At 70.8% G+C, this 15,304-nt stretch carries 17 protein-coding genes; 12 read left to right on the top strand and 5 right to left on the bottom strand.

Going from position 1 to position 15,304, the window contains the following annotated elements; genetic code table 11:
• Positions 1–141 precede the first annotated feature (141 nt).
• Entirely contained in the window at positions 142–564 is a 423-nt protein-coding gene (locus ACLZOT_RS02775) for an ATP-binding protein (protein ID WP_416967061.1), read from the top strand.
• Between the two features lie 7 nt (positions 565–571).
• Here the strand turns inward: ACLZOT_RS02775 and ACLZOT_RS02770 are convergent, their stop codons facing one another.
• Positions 572–1,051 carry a GNAT family N-acetyltransferase gene (locus ACLZOT_RS02770; protein ID WP_416967060.1) on the bottom strand — a complete coding sequence of 160 codons (480 nt, stop codon included), beginning with the start codon at positions 1,049–1,051 and terminating at the stop codon, positions 572–574.
• Between the two features lie 84 nt (positions 1,052–1,135).
• On the opposite strand from ACLZOT_RS02770, the gene ACLZOT_RS02765 reads away from it, so the two are divergent.
• Positions 1,136–2,029 (top strand): TIGR01777 family oxidoreductase, encoded by an 894-nt coding sequence (locus ACLZOT_RS02765; RefSeq protein ID WP_416967059.1) that lies wholly within the window; start codon positions 1,136–1,138, stop codon positions 2,027–2,029.
• Between the two features lie 150 nt (positions 2,030–2,179).
• The gene (locus tag ACLZOT_RS02760) at positions 2,180–3,790 is read left to right on the top strand and encodes an NAD(P)/FAD-dependent oxidoreductase (protein ID WP_416967058.1); all 1,611 of its coding nucleotides are present in this window, start codon (positions 2,180–2,182) and stop codon (positions 3,788–3,790) included.
• Between the two features lie 6 nt (positions 3,791–3,796).
• Here the strand turns inward: ACLZOT_RS02760 and ACLZOT_RS02755 are convergent, their stop codons facing one another.
• Positions 3,797–4,339 carry a hypothetical protein gene (locus ACLZOT_RS02755; RefSeq protein ID WP_416967057.1) on the bottom strand — a complete coding sequence of 181 codons (543 nt, stop codon included), beginning with the start codon at positions 4,337–4,339 and terminating at the stop codon, positions 3,797–3,799.
• A gap of 3 nt (positions 4,340–4,342) precedes the next feature.
• Complete coding sequence (locus ACLZOT_RS02750) at positions 4,343–4,717, bottom strand: hypothetical protein (RefSeq protein WP_416967056.1); 375 nt, start codon at positions 4,715–4,717, stop codon at positions 4,343–4,345.
• A 216-nt stretch (positions 4,718–4,933) separates the two neighbouring features.
• On the opposite strand from ACLZOT_RS02750, the gene ACLZOT_RS02745 reads away from it, so the two are divergent.
• Positions 4,934–6,118 carry a hypothetical protein gene (locus ACLZOT_RS02745; RefSeq protein ID WP_416967055.1) on the top strand — a complete coding sequence of 395 codons (1,185 nt, stop codon included), beginning with the start codon at positions 4,934–4,936 and terminating at the stop codon, positions 6,116–6,118.
• A 43-nt stretch (positions 6,119–6,161) separates the two neighbouring features.
• On the opposite strand, the gene ACLZOT_RS02740 is transcribed toward ACLZOT_RS02745, so the two are convergent.
• Entirely contained in the window at positions 6,162–7,607 is a 1,446-nt protein-coding gene (locus ACLZOT_RS02740) for a regulator (RefSeq protein WP_416967054.1), read from the bottom strand.
• 246 nt (positions 7,608–7,853) lie between these two features.
• Between ACLZOT_RS02740 and lipB the strand changes: the two genes are divergently transcribed.
• The 4 genes from lipB to ACLZOT_RS02720 all read left to right on the top strand — a co-directional run bounded on the left by lipB (position 7,854) and on the right by ACLZOT_RS02720 (position 11,039).
• A complete protein-coding gene (lipB, locus tag ACLZOT_RS02735; RefSeq protein ID WP_416967053.1) occupies positions 7,854–8,651 on the top strand; it encodes a lipoyl(octanoyl) transferase LipB in 798 nt (265 codons plus the stop codon).
• A gap of 206 nt (positions 8,652–8,857) precedes the next feature.
• On the top strand, positions 8,858–9,823 hold the full coding sequence (lipA, locus tag ACLZOT_RS02730) for a lipoyl synthase (protein WP_416967052.1): 966 nt from the start codon (positions 8,858–8,860) through the stop codon (positions 9,821–9,823).
• Positions 9,824–10,099: 276 nt separating this feature from the next.
• Positions 10,100–10,300 carry a hypothetical protein gene (locus ACLZOT_RS02725; RefSeq protein ID WP_416967051.1) on the top strand — a complete coding sequence of 67 codons (201 nt, stop codon included), beginning with the start codon at positions 10,100–10,102 and terminating at the stop codon, positions 10,298–10,300.
• Positions 10,301–10,337: 37 nt separating this feature from the next.
• Complete coding sequence (locus ACLZOT_RS02720) at positions 10,338–11,039, top strand: DUF4191 domain-containing protein (RefSeq protein ID WP_416967050.1); 702 nt, start codon at positions 10,338–10,340, stop codon at positions 11,037–11,039.
• An 84-nt stretch (positions 11,040–11,123) separates the two neighbouring features.
• On the opposite strand, the gene ACLZOT_RS02715 is transcribed toward ACLZOT_RS02720, so the two are convergent.
• The gene (locus ACLZOT_RS02715) at positions 11,124–11,591 is read right to left on the bottom strand and encodes an RDD family protein (protein ID WP_416967049.1); all 468 of its coding nucleotides are present in this window, start codon (positions 11,589–11,591) and stop codon (positions 11,124–11,126) included.
• Positions 11,592–11,841: 250 nt separating this feature from the next.
• On the opposite strand from ACLZOT_RS02715, the gene glnA reads away from it, so the two are divergent.
• The 4 genes from glnA (at position 11,842) to pspAB (ending at position 15,202) form a co-directional block, all read left to right on the top strand.
• Entirely contained in the window at positions 11,842–13,251 is a 1,410-nt protein-coding gene (gene glnA / locus ACLZOT_RS02710; protein ID WP_416967048.1) for a type I glutamate--ammonia ligase, read from the top strand.
• A 77-nt stretch (positions 13,252–13,328) separates the two neighbouring features.
• Positions 13,329–13,595: a hypothetical protein gene (locus tag ACLZOT_RS02705; RefSeq protein WP_416967047.1), complete on the top strand. Its 267-nt coding sequence runs from the start codon at positions 13,329–13,331 to the stop codon at positions 13,593–13,595.
• A 108-nt stretch (positions 13,596–13,703) separates the two neighbouring features.
• Entirely contained in the window at positions 13,704–14,621 is a 918-nt protein-coding gene (gene htpX / locus ACLZOT_RS02700; RefSeq protein WP_416967046.1) for a zinc metalloprotease HtpX, read from the top strand.
• Positions 14,621–15,202 carry a PspA-associated protein PspAB gene (gene pspAB, locus ACLZOT_RS02695; RefSeq protein WP_416967045.1) on the top strand — a complete coding sequence of 194 codons (582 nt, stop codon included), beginning with the start codon at positions 14,621–14,623 and terminating at the stop codon, positions 15,200–15,202. Before htpX ends, pspAB begins: the two co-directional genes overlap by 1 nt.
• The last annotated feature ends 102 nt before the right edge of the window (positions 15,203–15,304 follow it).

Genomic DNA, 15,304 nt, shown 5'->3' with positions numbered 1-15,304 from the left:
GTCTGCCGCGTTGATGCACCTGGGTACAGATGGAACACCTGATCTAATGCAAATTTGCGAGCCAAGCAGGTTGTGAACACGTTTCGAACACGGCTAGCTTCATTGCGTAGCGCAAGCCACCCGGAACAAAGGGGATGAGCCATGCCCGCGAACGCGATGTCCACGCGAACCGCCACCCACCAGTACCCCGGCCACCGCCGCAGCGTCGCCCGCGCCCGCGACGACCTCCGGCGGCAGCTCGTCCAGTGGCGGATCGGTGGGGAACTCGCCTACGACGCGGAGGTGTTGCTCTCGGAGCTGGCGACCAACGCCGTGAACGCGAGGACGTTGCCGGGGCGCGAGATCCTGGTCGAAGTCACCCTCGCCGAGGGCGAGTTGCGGATCGAGGTCGCCGACGCCAGTGACGAGCAGCCCGTGTTGAGGCATGCCGGGGAGTGGGACGAGGGCGGGCGGGGGCTGGTGCTGGTGGAGGCGTTGGCCGAGGAGTGGGGGGTGGGGTCCAGGGAGGGGGTCGGGAAGGTGGTGTGGGCTGTGCTCAAGTTGCCGGGTCAGGAAGGGAGTTGAGGTTCCGTCAGAGTGCCCGGCCCATCAGGACGTCGTCCACGTACTCGCCGTCCAGCAGGAACTCTCCCGGCAGTACCCCTTCCACCGCGAAGCCCTCCCCCTCGTACAGCCTCCGGGCAGGGGTGTTGTGGCTCAGGACGCGGAGGGTGATCCGGCGGGCCCCCTCCGTGCGGGCCTTTTCGATCGCCGCCCGGACCAGTGCGCGGCCTACGCCGTTCCCCCGCGCCGACTCCGAGACCGCGAGGCCCTGGATCTGGCGGACGTGGGCGCTGGCTTCGATGAACGCGGGGGCGAGGCGGATGAAGCCGACGAGGTGGTCGGCGAGGGTGGCGACGAGGTAGTCGTCAGGGTGGTGGCGGTCGTCGAAGAAGGGGGCGCCCACGGCGGGCTTCGGCATGACGGCGTGGAGGCGGGACCAGGCGTGGTGGTCCAGGTGGGCCAGGAGTGGCGCGTCGGTGGGGGCGGCGGGGCGGATGCGCAAGGGCATGGGGTCACTGTAGGGGCCCGGCCAAAAGCTGGTGCTTGAAGGTTCAAACGGAGATTTTATGGGGGTCGGGGGCAGGATGGGCGTATGCGACGAGTTGCTGTGGCCGGCGCGTCCGGTCTGATCGGAAGTGCGCTGGTGCGGTCCCTGGAGGCCGACGGGGTCGAGGTGCTGCGGCTGGTGCGGCGGGCCGCCGCCGGGCCGGGCGAGGTGGCGTGGGAGCCGGAGGCGGGGCGGGTCGATGCCGCCGGGCTGGCCGGCGTCGACGCCGTCGTGAATCTCGCCGGGGCCGGGGTCGGGGACCGGCGGTGGACCGAGGCGTACAAGAAGACCATCCGCGACGGCAGGGTCAACGGGACGCGGGCGCTCGCGGAGGCCGTGGCCGGGATGGACGAGCCACCGCGCGTGTTCGTGAACGGGAGCGCGATCGGGATCTACGGGGAGACCGGGGACCGGGCCGTCGACGAGAGCGCGCCGGCCGCTTCGGGGTTCCTGCCGGAGCTGTGCGTGGAGTGGGAGGGGGCGACCGAGGCGGCTCAACAGGCCGGCGTGCGGACGGTGTTCGCGCGGACGGGGCTGGTCGTGGCGCGGGGTGGAGGTGCCTGGGGGAAGCTGTTCCCCTTGTTCAAGGCGGGACTTGGCGGGCGGATGGGCGACGGGCGGCAGTACTGGTCGTACATCGCGCTGCACGACGAGGTCGCGGCGATCCGGCACCTGCTCGAACGAGGCGACCTGGAGGGGCCGTTCAACCTCACCGCACCCGAGCCGCTGACGAACCGTCAGATCACCGACGCGATGGCCCGCGTGCTGCACCGGCCGAAGGTGTTCGCCGTCCCCGCCCCCGTGCTGAAGGTGGTGCTCGGCGAGATGGCCGGGGACGTGCTGGGCAGCGCGCGGGTCGTACCCGGCAGGCTCCTGGAGTCCGGGTTCCGGTTCGCGTTCCCGGGGATCGACGACGCCGTACGGGCCGCCCTGCGCTAGGGCCATGCGACCTGCGTGCGCCCGTGCCCGGTGTGTGCGCGAGCTGACCCGCCCCGGGCATGGACCTACCCTCAAGCGGAACTCGGGTATCCCTACGGCCAGTTGAGGGCATGACGTCTTCGACTCGGCGCAATCCGCGAGGAGGGGCACGTGCTTGAGCCCGCGTACAAGGTCGATGTCGTCATCGTGGGGGCCGGGGTGTCCGGGCTGTCCGCGGCGCAGCGGCTGACCAGCGCAGGACTGTCGGTGTGCGTACTGGAGGCCGCCCCCGGGGTCGGGGGGCGGATGGCGACCGAGAAGGTCGACGGGTTCCGGCTGGACCGGATCGGGCAGTTGCTGTCGACGGCGTATCCGGAGCTGGCGATGACGCCGGGTCTGGGCGGTCTGGTGCTGCGGCCGTTCGCACCGGGGGTGCTGGTGCACGGGGAGGGGCGGCGGGTGCGGGTGACGACTCCGGTCGGCGCGCGAGGGGTTCGGGGGGCGGAGCCGGGCGGCCGGAGGGGGGCCGGCGGGTCGCGGGGTGCGGGGGGAGTCCGGGGCGGGCTGGGGCTGAGTCAGGGCGGCGTGCGGGGAGTTCGGGGGCTCGATCTCGGAGGCGGGCGAGGAGTCCGCGGGTTCGGCCGCGCGCAGGACTCGTCGTGGGGATCCGAGACCGAGGGCGGCTCGCGGGCGGCGGTCGTGGGGGGTGCGCTGGTGGGCGCCGGTGGCTCCGTAGTAGGGGGCGCGAGGGGCGCATTCGATGTCGTACGCGCCCTGGCGAGCGCCCCTCGGACCGGGGTGGGCGGCGCCGAGGTGCGGTACGGCGGGCCCCTCGGGTCGGCCATGGACCAGGCGCGGCTGCGCGGCGCGCTCTCCCGGCTCGCGTCCGTCCCCGTGGAGCGGCTCCTCGCCCGCGCCGAGTCCCCCGCCGGGGAGGCGCTCACGGCGCGGGGGCTGCCCGGCCGTACGGTGGACGCGTTCCTGCGGCCGCTGCTCGCCGCCCTGCTCTGCGACCCGGAGCTGACGACGTCCAGCCGGTGCGCGGACCTCGCGCTGCGGTCGTTCGTCGCGGGGCGGCTGTGCGTGCCGGAGGGCGGCGCCGACGCGCTGCCCGAACTGCTCGCCTCCACGCTGCCAACGGGGTTCGTGCGTACGGGAGTTCGCGTCACGTCCGTCTCCACCACCACCGTCGCCACCGCCGAGCACGGCGAGTTCAGGTGCCGGGCCGTGCTGCTCGCGACGGACGCGCGGACGGCGGCCGAGCTGCTGCCGGGGCTGCGGGTGCCGGAGTTCCACCCGGTGACCGTCGTCCACCACACGACCGACGAACTCCCCGACACCGGCACCTCGTTGCTGCTGGACGCGGAGCGCGGCGGGCCGGTCGCCCATACGGCGGTGATGAGCGAGGTCGACCCCAACAGGGCGCCCGCCGGGCGGGCGTTGATCTCCTCGACGGTCCTCGGCACTCCCCCGGACGACCTGGACACCGCGGTCCGCGCGCACCTCGCGCGCCTGTACGGCACGTCCACGTCCCGCTGGGAGACCCTCGCCGTCCACCACACCGCCGAGGCGGTCCCGGCGATGCGCCCGCCGCACGACCTGCGCCGGGCCGTCCGGCTGCTGGCGGGCCTGTACGTCTGCGGGGACCACCGGGACACCAGCACCGTGCAGGGCGCGCTGCACTCGGCGCACCGGGCGGCGACGGCGCTGATCGCCGAGCTGGGAGCCGCCGGGGCCTCGCAGCCTGCGGATCCGCCGGCGACGGTGCGCGAGGCGGCGTAGCGGCCGTCAGAAGCGCAGGGGGACGGCGGCGGGCAACGCCGGGTAGACGCGGGCGCGTTGGCTCGTCACGCAGTCGACGACCTTCGTCTCGCTGTGGGCGGAGGCGGCGAAGTCGGCGAGGTTGCGCTCCTTGGACGTCACCCGGACGCCCTGCCGTGCCAGGCAGTTGGCGACGGCCGCTCTCAAAGGGGCTGCCATCAGCTGGGGTTGTGCCTCGACGTAGGTCGGTTCGACGAGGGAAAGGTGGTCGAGATTGCAGGTCTGGACGGCCTTGTTGTAGGTGTCCGCGTCGCCGTTCGGCGTGATGTCGTAGATCAGCGTCAGATTGTCCGTGGGGCTGATCACGGGGTCGGTCACGGGATATCCGGCGTCCCGTACGCAGGTGACGAAGCGGTTCATCGCCGTGCGGTATTCCGCCGCGGTGACCTTTCCGTCCTGGAGGGCCCATTGCTGTCCGGGGAGCGCGGTGTCCCGCCCGCCGTCGGGGGCCGGTGCGCAGCCCACGACGGCGGACAGGATTCCCGCGACGAGGATCGTCGTCGCGCGCACGGGTCAGGACCGGGTCACGTTGCAGTTGTCGCAGCCCCAGTGCAGGCCGTAGCGGACGGCGATGCCGTTGTTGGTGTCGGTGGCGTACGCGCTGCTGCTGCTCCCGTACACCCGTGTCGTCCACACGCCGTTGTTGCGCTCCAGCGCCGCGCTGAGGCGGCCGGCGCAGCTCCCCGACGCCTTGGTGGTCTGGGCCCAGCTGTAGGAGCCCGTGAAGCCGCTGGAGACGCGGTTGGTGCCGCAACTCCGGGGGACCTCGCGGTTGTTGCCCAGGGCCTGGGCCTCGGAGACGGCGATCATCGGGGCGAGGGCCACCGCCGCCGTCAGGGCCGCCGCCGCGGCGGTCCTGCGCGCCGGCCAGCCGAATTTCCCTGCCATTTCCCCCACGCTTCCTTTCGGTCGTCCTGCTTGTGAGGGCAACTGTCCGGGAAGTGCTGGGGGCCGGGAACCTCTAATGTTCCAGGGTGGCGCCGGTGAATGGGGCGCGAGAAGTGAACCGTCCCCATCATGACAGGTCAGCCGAGGATTTCGTAGGACGGACAGCACAGTTGTCCGGCCTTGTTCGAGGCATTTCCCGCATTCAGAATCTTCCGCATGGCGAACTCCAAGTCGGTTGATCAGGACGCGGTGTTGAGGGCTCGGACGTTGTTGCTCGGATCAGGGAGGCGGAGTCTGCGGGAGGAAGTACAGGCGTACCGGGTACTGGCGCAGGTGAGCCCGCGGGCTTATCTGGGAAAGCTGGCCACGGCGTTGGTGTCGTACGCGTACGCGCGGGAATTCCAGGGGCGGCCGGAGATCGTGTTCGCGCTGTGCGGGGAGGCCGTCGAGGCGGCCCGGAAGATCGGCGTGGCCGAGCCTCGGCGGACCGAGGTGCTGGTGCGGGCGCTGGGGGCGTACGAGAGGGAGCTGTTCGCGGCGGGGCGGCGGGAGGAAGGGCTCGCCGTGTGCCGGGAGGCGGCGGACGTCGGACGGGAGGGGTGCGAGCGGGGGCAGGTGGACAGTCGCGCGTACGGGAGCGGACGGCTGGCCGTGGTGCTCGCCGAGGAGGGGCGGCACGCGGCGGCGGCGGAGGTGGCCGGGCGTGAAGTGGACGACTCCTTCTGGGCGTTGACCCGGTGGGCGGCCGAACTCGACGCGGCGGGCGAGCACGGCGCGGCGTCGGAGGCGTTCGGGCGGCTCGTCGACGTCCAGCGCGGGAAGCTCGCCAAGGGCGAGGGGTCGGCGGCGGTCACCGTGTGGGCGCTGGTGCGGCACTCCCGGATGGCCGGGACGGTCGGCGCGGACGCCGTGCGGGCCGAAGCGCTGGGCCTGCTGCGGGAGTTGGGCGAGTCGGGTGAGCGCCGCGGCTGGAGCGACCTGCTGTCGTTCTGGACGACGCTCCTCGCCCTGTCGTCCCGTTCCCTGGAGCCCGTCGACTCGCCCGCACCGGCGTTCGGCTCTCACGTCTCCGACTGGTCCCCCGACGTCCGCGACACGTACGCCGCCGGGCTCGACGAGTTGGCGCGCGCGGCCGCCGAACCGGACACGCCGCTCGCCGAACTCGCCGTCGTACAGCACCGGTTGGCGATCCGGTCGGCGCTGTGCCACGGCGGTCCGAGGGTCCGGGTCGAGCAGCGTCTCGCCCCGTTGTTCGACCGGTCCGTGGAGCTGGCGCGGGAGTTGGGCGATCCGGCGTGGCTCGCGCGGGCGCTGACCGACCGGGCGACGTTCCTGGTCGCGGTCAAGCGGTACCGGGAGGCGTACGCGCAGTTCCGGGAGGCGATGGGCCTGTTCCGGTGAGGCCCGGCCGGGCGGTCCGTACGGGCCGCCCGGCACGCCGACTTCACCCCAGCGCCGCCACCTTCTCCCGGTAACCCCGCACCGCCGCCGCGTCCTTGTACGGCTCCAGCCTCCGTTCGAAGTCGCGGACGTACTCCACGGCCCGCGCGGAGCGCATCTCGGCGGCCTGGCCCGCCGCTTCCGCCGCGTGGCGGCACGCCTGGTCGAGTTCGCCGAGGGAGAGGCGGGCGGTGGCGAGGACCACACGGCAGAAGAGGCGGCTGCGGGCCTGGGTCGCGGGCCTCAAGTGCAGGGAGCGTTCCGCGTGTTGGGCCGCCGCGCGGAACTGGTGGAGGTCGCGGTGGCAGTGCGCGAACTCGTCGGCGAGCTGCGCCTCGTCGAAGAAGCGGGCCCAGTACGGGACTTCCTCCGCGCCGGTGTGCTTCGACGCCTCCAGGGCGCGTTCCGCGCGCACCAACGACGTGGTGCAGGCCCGGACTTCGCCGAGGACGCCGTGGCCGCGCGCCTCCACCGCGTGCAGCAGGGCCTGGACGGTGGGCGCGGCCGCCGCCCCCACGCCCTGCTGGGCCACGCGGGCCAACTGGACGGCCTCGCGGCCGTGTCCGAGGTAGACGGCCTGGCGGCTCATCGTGACGAGGACGTACGCGCCGTACGCCCGGTCGCCCGCCGCCTGGGAGAGGCGCAGGGCCTGGACGAAGTAGCGCTGGGCGAGGCCGTGCGCGGCGATGTCGTACGACGTCCAGCCCGCCAGGCGCGTGAGGTCGGCGGCGGCGGCGAACAGGCGGCGGCCCGTCTGCTCGCCGTACACGCCCCGCAGCATGGGCTCGCACTCGTGCTCCAGGTAGCGGACCAGGGCCTGGCGGGCGTGGCCGCCGCCGTAGCGGCTGTCGAGGGCGCGGAAAAGTTCGCCGACCGAGCGCAGGGCGGAGATGTCGCCGCCGGTGACGCGGACGCCCCGTTCACCCCGGTCCCCCCGCTCGCGCTGGCGGGGTACGGCCGGGCGGCCCTGCGGGGGGATGCGGGGGTGGGGTTCGGCGCGGGCGACCTTGTCGTCGGGGCGGCCGATCAGCCAGTCGCGGCTGGGGACGACCAGGCCGGCCGGGGTGAAGGCGATCTTGCGGAGTTCGGCGTGGCTGCCGGAGTCCTTGCGCCACAGGCCGCTGATGATGTCGACGGCCTCCTCGGGGGTGCCGGCGAACTCCAGGCCCGCGTACACGGGGGCGCAGGCGTCGAGGCCGAGGTCCTGGGCGGTCAGGCGGCGGCCGAGGCGCCTCGTGAAGACCTCGGCGATCAGCGCCGGCGTCGTACCCCTCGGCTGCTGGCCGCGCAGCCAGCGGGTCACCGACGTCTTGTCGTATCTGAGGTCCAGGCCGTGTTCGAGCCCGAGCTGATCGACCCGGCGGGCCAGTCCTGCGTTGGAGAACCCCGCTTCTGCGATGAGCGCGGCGAGCTGGCGGTTGGGGGTGCGCGGCGCGGGTCGGTCCGTCATCTGCGGTGCGGTCTCCTGCCTTCCGGGCATGTGACGTGCCCGGATGAAAGTGCCCGGATTGCCTGTGAGCAGCCCAGTTGGCCTCGTGAACGGCGCGAATGTAGCGGAGCGTGAGCAAGCGGTCGCACTATCCGGGGGGCATTCATCCGATCGTGTGAGGATTGGCCGTCGGGCTGACGCGGGCGGGGCAGTCGTACAGTGGCGTGGAGGCGTTTCGTGCCTTACCAGGTCGAGGAGGCGTTTGCCGTGAGTGAGCTGCGGTTCGTCCGCATGGGGTTCGGGGACGGGGCGGTCGACTACCAGGTCGCCTGGGACGAGCAGCGGCGGGTGCACGCGGCGCGGTTCCTCGACGAGGTACCGGATACCGTGCTGCTCCTTGAACATCCCCCCGTGTACACGGCCGGGCGGCGGACGGTCGACAGTGAGCGGCCGCTCGACGGGACGCCGGTGATCGATGTGGACCGCGGCGGGAAGATCACGTGGCACGGGCCCGGGCAGCTCGTCGGGTATCCGATCCAGAAGCTGCCCCGGCCGGTGGATGTCGTGGCGCATGTGCGGCGGCTTGAGGACGCGCTGATCCGGGTCTGCGCGGAGTTCGGCATCGAGACGTCCCGGGTCGAGGGGCGCAGCGGGGTGTGGATACTCGGCGACCCCGTCGAGCAGCGGCCGTCCCTCGGCGGGCTGTCCCTCGACTTCGACCCCCGGCTCACCGACGAGGAGTTCGACCCCCGGATGAACGGGCCCGAGTACGCGCCCTCCAACGCGGGGCAGCGGCGGGAGGACCGGAAGATCGCGGCGATCGGGATCCGGGTCGCGAAGGGGGTCACGATGCACGGCTTCTCGTTCAACGTGAACCCCGACAACAAGTGGTACGACCGGATCATCCCGTGCGGGATCCGGGACGCGGGGGTGGCGTCGCTCGCGGAGGAGCTGGGGCGGGATGTGACGATCGCCGAGGTGCTGCCGGTGGTTGAGCGGCATCTCAGGGATGTGCTGGAGCAGGCGGAGCTGAAGCCGCGTGAGGTGGAGCGGGCCGCGGTTTGACGCCGTAGGGGGTGGTGCCTGATGCCGTCTGGCGGGTGCGGCGCCGTCGTGGTTGCTCGCGCAGTTCCCCGCGCCCCTAAAAGACAAAGCTCCGCCTTCGGCGGGAATCAAACCCTCGCGACCTGAGGTTGGGGCTCTCAGCAGGGCCCGATAAGCACGGGCGTACCCTGGTGTACGCCGAAGAATCGAAGCACAGGGAGCCGGTCGTGTCCGCAGTTGCACCCGACGGACGCAAGATGCTGCGCCTGGAGGTCCGTAACGCTCAGACCCCCATCGAGCGCAAGCCCGAGTGGATCAAGACCCGGGCGAAAATGGGTCCCGAGTACACGAAGATGCAGGGCCTCGTGAAGAGCGAGGGGCTGCACACGGTGTGCCAGGAGGCCGGCTGTCCCAACATCTACGAGTGCTGGGAGGACCGGGAGGCGACGTTCCTCATCGGTGGCGACCAGTGCACCCGGCGATGCGACTTCTGCCAGATCGACACCGGCAAGCCCGAGGCGCTGGACCGGGACGAGCCGCGCCGGGTCGGAGAGTCCGTCGTCACGATGGACCTGAACTACGCCACCATCACCGGCGTCGCGCGCGACGACCTGGAGGACGGCGGGGCGTGGCTGTACGCCGAGACCGTGCGGCAGATCCACGAGCAGACGGCGGGCCGCGCGGACGGGCGTACGAAGGTCGAGCTGCTCGCGCCCGACTTCAACGCCGTACCGGAGCTGCTCGAAGAGGTCTTCGCGTCGCGGCCGGAGGTCTTCGCGCACAACGTCGAGACCGTGCCGCGGATCTTCAAGCGGATCCGGCCCGGGTTCCGGTACGAGCGTTCGCTGAAGGTCATCACCGCCGCCCGCGACTACGGCCTGGTGACCAAGTCGAACCTGATCCTCGGCATGGGTGAGACCCGCGAGGAGATCACCGACGCGCTGAAGCAGATGCACGACGCCGGGTGCGAGCTGGTCACCATCACGCAGTACCTGCGGCCCTCCGTACGGCACCACCCCGTCGAGCGGTGGGTGAAGCCGCACGAGTTCGTGGAGCTGAAGGAGGAAGCCGAGCAGATCGGGTTCTCCGGGGTCATGTCGGGGCCGCTGGTGCGGTCGTCGTACCGCGCCGGGCGGCTCTACCAGATGGCCGTCGAGAAGCGGGGTGCGTACATCGCCTCGCAGGCCGTGTGACGCTCCGACCATCGGATTGGCCGACTCCCCTTTCGTAACTCCAGCCGTGTGAATTCCCGCACAAGAACCTACTCGCCGGTAATGGCCGAGACGACGCGGCCCCGGACGTCCTCGCAGTTGAGGGCGTTGCCGGGGCCGCGTTGAAAGTTTTCGGGGTCGTATCAACGTTTCATCGGTGTTTGACCGGTCGGTCACGCCCTGGTAACACCAATCAGTGACGCTGATGTCACATCACGTAGGCCCATACCCAAAGCCGCTCCGAGGGGGGACCTCACCATGCAGGCCGCACCCGTCCGTGCCACCGCCATCCCGACCTTCACCGACGCCCTGCGCGCCGTCGAGTCGCTGCTGCTGAGCAGCGGACAGCGCACCGCCCGCCGTAACGCGTGGACCTCCGTGCTGGAGGACCGCCGCCGCGCCAAGGACCGGGTCGAGGCCGAGCGCGTCCTCGAAGCGGTCAGCTCCGTCCGTCCCTGAGCGCGAGGGCCCCGCAGGGGGCACGTAGACTTCTGGCATGGCGAGAAGTGACAGCGCGGCAGCATCCGCGAACCCCGGGCGACTGAAGCAGATCGCCCTGACGTACAAGATGACCCGTAAGGCCGACAAGACGATCGGCCTGGTGCTCGCGGGCGTCTTCCTCCTCATCTTCGGTGTCTTTCTCGCGATCGGCTTCTGGATCGATCACCCGATCTACCTCGGGATCCTCGGTTTCCTGCTGGCGTTCCTGGGTACGGCGATCGTCTTCGGGCGGCGGGCCGAGCGGGCCGCGTTCGGGCAGATGGAGGGGCAGCCGGGGGCCGCCGCCGCCGTCCTCGACAACATCGGGCGGGGCTGGACGACTACGCCGGCCGTCGCGATGAACCGCAGCCAGGACGTCGTCCACCGGGCTGTCGGCAAGGCCGGGATCGTCCTCATCGCCGAGGGCAACCCGAACCGGGTCAAGACTCTGCTGGCCGCCGAGAAGAAGAAGATGAACCGGATCGTGGCGGATGTTCCGGTGCACGACGTGATCGTGGGGGTCGAGGAGGGGCAGATCGCGCTGAAGAAGCTGCGGACGACGCTCCTGAAGTACCCGCGGGTCCTGACCGGGCCGCAGGTCACGGCGACGAACGACCGGCTGAAGGCGATGGGGGACCTGATGTCCAACATGCCGCTTCCCAAGGGGCCGATGCCGAAGGGCATGAAGCTGCCGAAGGGTGGGCCCAAGGGCCGCTAGGACCGCTAGGACCGCTTCTGGCACGCTTCTGGCACGAAAGAACCCCGGAGACTCCCTCCGGGGTTCTTCGTATCTCGGGGTGGCTCAGATCCGTACCTCGACGGTTCTCGCCAGCTTGTCGTGCAGCCCCCTGCCGTCCTTGTCCCAGACCAGCGCCGGGATCGCCAGGCACAGCAGGACCGTGCGGATCAGGGCCCGTAGCGGGTTGACCGTGCCCGTGGGCAGGTGGAGGACGCGGATGCCGAAGAGGCGTTTGCCGGGGGTGAAGCCGATCGTCGTGACCGTGAGGGCGCCGAGGAGGAAGAAGACCAGCAGGGCCCAGTTGCTGGTGGCCGGCGAGTAGCCGTCCGTGATGAGGCCGTATGCGATCAAGACGCTCAGGCCCCAGTCGACGGCGAGCGCGCCGAGCCGGCGGCCGGGGCGGGCCAGCGAACCGGGGCCGTCCTCCGGGAGGCCGAGGTCCTTGCCCCGGTAGCCGAAGTCGACACCGGCTTCCTCCAGGGCCGCGCGGGGTCCGGAGAGCCAGGATCCGAGTGCTTGCCGTTTGTCCACCCGTCCACGGTACTGGGCGGGTCCGGGGAAGCCGACAGGTGGGGTGGAACCGGGCGGCCGGGTGGGGCGGGCGGTGTGGTCAGGGCGGTGTGGTCAGGGCGGCGGGGTCCGGTTAACTTCGGTGAAACAAATGGGTCACGCCCGAGAAATCACCCGTCCCTAGGGTCGGGACGAGCGTGTGCCACCGCACTGGCCGCACGAACGAACTACCACCCCGGCCCGGGAAACGGCCGGGAGTAGGAGGAGCTGGATGTCCCAGAACGCCGACGACATCAAGAAGCTGATCGCGGACAAGGAAGTCAAGTTCGTCGACGTCCGCTTCTGCGACCTGCCGGGCGTGATGCAGCACTTCACCGTGCCCGTCGACGCGTTCGACCCGGACGAGGAGCTGGCGTTCGACGGCTCGTCGATCCGCGGTTTCCAGGCCATCCACGAGTCGGACATGGCACTGCGCGCGGACCTCGACACCGCGAAGATCGACCCGTTCCGCCGTGACACCACGCTGAACATCAACTTCTTCATCCACGACCCGATCACGGGCGAGCAGTACTCCCGTGACCCGCGCAACGTGGCGAAGAAGGCCGAGGCGTACCTCGCGTCGACCGGTATCGCGGACACCGCGTACTTCGGTCCCGAGGCCGAGTTCTACGTCTTCGACTCGGTGCGCTTCTCCACCGCCGCGAACGAGAGCTTCTACCACATCGACTCCGAGGCCGGCGCCTGGAACACCGGTGCGGTCGAGAACAACCGCGGCTACAAGGTCCGCTACAAGGGCGGGTACTTCCCGGTCGCCCCGGTGGACCACTTCGCCGACCTGCGCGCGGAGATCTCCCTGGAGCTGGAGAAGTCCGGCCTCAAGGTCGAGCGCCAGCACCACGAGGTCGGCACGGCCGGCCAGGCGGAGATCAACTACAAGTTCAACACGCTGCTCGCCGCGGCCGACGACCTCCAGCTCTTCAAGTACATCGTGAAGAACGTCGCCTGGCGCAACGGCAAGACCGCGACCTTCATGCCGAAGCCGATCTTCGGCGACAACGGCTCGGGCATGCACGTCCACCAGTCGCTGTGGGCCAACGGCGACCCGCTGTTCTACGACGAGGCCGGGTACGCGGGCCTCTCGGACACCGCCCGTTACTACATCGGCGGCATCCTCAAGCACGCGCCGTCGCTGCTGGCGTTCACCAACCCGACGGTGAACTCCTACCACCGCCTGGTCCCGGGCTTCGAGGCCCCGATCAACCTGGTGTACTCGCAGCGCAACCGCTCCGCCGCGATGCGTATCCCGATCACGGGCTCCAACCCGAAGGCCAAGCGCGTCGAGTTCCGCGCGCCCGACTCCTCCGGCAACCCGTACCTCGCCTTCTCCGCCCTGCTGCTCGCGGGCCTCGACGGCATCAAGAACAAGATCGAGCCGGCCGAGCCGATCGACAAGGACCTCTACGAGCTGGCCCCCGAGGAGCACGCGGGCGTCGCCCAGGTCCCGACCTCCCTGAACGCCGTCCTCGACGCGCTGGAGTCGGACCACGAGTTCCTCCTCGCCGGCGACGTCTTCACGTCCGACCTGATCGAGACGTGGATCGACTTCAAGCGCACGAACGAGATCGCGCCGCTGCAGCTGCGTCCGCACCCGCACGAGTTCGAGCTGTACTACGACGTGTGACCGGACCGTTCTTCACGACGGCACCCCCGCCCTGACAGCAGTTCCTCAGGGCGGGGGTGCCGTCGTATCGTTTCCGTATGGCTGACGAGGAACGGGAGTTCGATCTTCGGTGGGCCGACGGGGCCGAGCACAAGGAGCCGTCGGCGCGGGCGCGGATGCTGGCGGCGAAGTGGAAGGACCAGCCGCCGGAGGCCGTGCCGTTCCGGGGGGAGCCCGCCAGGCGGCGTAGGCGGTTGCGGGTGCCTGTCGTGCGGCGGGGGCCTTGGGTGTCCGTGGTGGTGGTGTTCGGGAGTATCGCCGTCGCGATCCTGGCTCTGGGGTACAGCGGGTTCCAGGGGTTCTAGAGGCCCGCGGGAGCCTTTGCCTGGAGTGGGGCTGTTCAGGGACCGTTCATGGGGTGGTCACGAGCACACTGGGCAGTGGGGCGAGTGCCTGACTGCGGGGTGATGCAGATGCGGAGCCGTTTTCGGAGCGACCGGCAGTTGACCGTGCGGATGACGGTCACGATGTTCCTGCTGGGGCTGCTGTATGTGGGGTTCGTCGCTGCCCTGATCGTGCTGCTGAAGTCGTGGGTGCTGGTCGTGGTGGTCGTGGCCGCGCTGCTGGGCGCCCAGTTCTGGTTCTCGGACCGGATCGCGCTGTTCGCGATGCGCGGGCGGGTCGTGGAGCGGGAGGAGTATCCCGAGCTGCACGCCGTCGTGGACCGGCTGTGCGCGCTCGCGGACATGCCGAAGCCCGTCGTCGCCGTATCCGATATGGACATGCCGAACGCGTTCGCGACGGGGCGCAACCCCGACAACGCGGTGGTGTGTGTGACGACGGGGCTGCTGCGGCGGCTGGAGCCGGCGGAGTTGGAGGGTGTGCTCGCGCACGAGCTGTCGCACGTGGCGCACAAGGACGTCGCGGTGATCACGATCGCCTCGTTCCTCGGGGTGATGGCGGGGCTGATCGTGCGGTTCGCGCTGTACTCGCAGATGTTCGGCGGGCGGGACCGCAAGGACCAGAACACCATCGCCGTCTTCGCCGCCGTGCTGGGTGTCTCGATGGCCGTGTACGCGCTGAGCTTCCTGCTGATCCGCGCTCTGTCCCGGTACCGGGAACTCGCCGCCGACCGCGCCGCGGCCCTGCTGACCGGCCGCCCCTCGGCGCTGGCGTCGGCGCTCACGAAGGTGGACGGCGACATGGCGCGCATCCCCTCGAAGGACCTGCGGACGGCGCAGGCGTTCAGCGCGTTCTACTTCACCCCGGCGCTGGGCTCGGAGCCGGGATTCGCCAAGTACTTCTCGACCCACCCGAGCCTGGACCAGCGGCTGGAGCAACTGGGCAGGATCTCCACCGAGTTGGGTGAACCACTGGGAAAGACGGACTGATGGGGCTGCTGGACATCCTGCTGGGCCGGACCAAGCCGGTCGTACCCGACCTGGACCAGCTCTTCGCGCTGCCCTCGGCGGCGGTCACCCTGGAGGCGGCGGCCGGGCTCATGCCGACCGGCGTCGGGGCGGTGTGCTTCGCGACGGTCGAGGGCGCGGCGTTCGACCAGACGCACCGGGAGGTGCAGGCGCTCCTGGACGCGGACACGGACCGTACGGGGCCGCCGGTCGAGCTGACCCGGGACACGTACGGCTACTCCTGGCTCGTCTCGCGGCGCTCCCCCGACGACCTCGCCGCGCTCGTCAACGACCTGCACGCGGTGAACAGTTCGATGGAGGTCAACGGGTTCGGGCCGCAACTCCTGTGCTCGCTCGCGGGGTTCACGGACGCCGACGGGCGAAGACTCGCGCTGGTGTACCTCTACAAGCGGGGCACGTTCTACCCGTTCGCCCCGCTGGGGGACGCCCAACGCAGGGACAACGCGCTGGAGTTGCGGGTCAAGGCGGCTCTCGTGAACGACCTGAGGGTCGAGCAGGACCTCAGCCGGTGGTTCCCGGTGTGGGGTGCGCCGGGGGTGTAGCCGGCCGGGCTCCGCACGGAGACGGTCCCGCCGCTCGTGGCCGCGAGCGACGGGACCTATGAAGTTGTGTCGCCCCTCAGTACGTAACTCCCCCGCCCCGTC

Source organism: Streptomyces sp. 4F14, from assembly GCF_048159485.1.
Lineage (GTDB): Bacteria > Actinomycetota > Actinomycetes > Streptomycetales > Streptomycetaceae > Streptomyces.
This window is presented reverse-complemented; position numbering and strand designations above follow the sequence as displayed.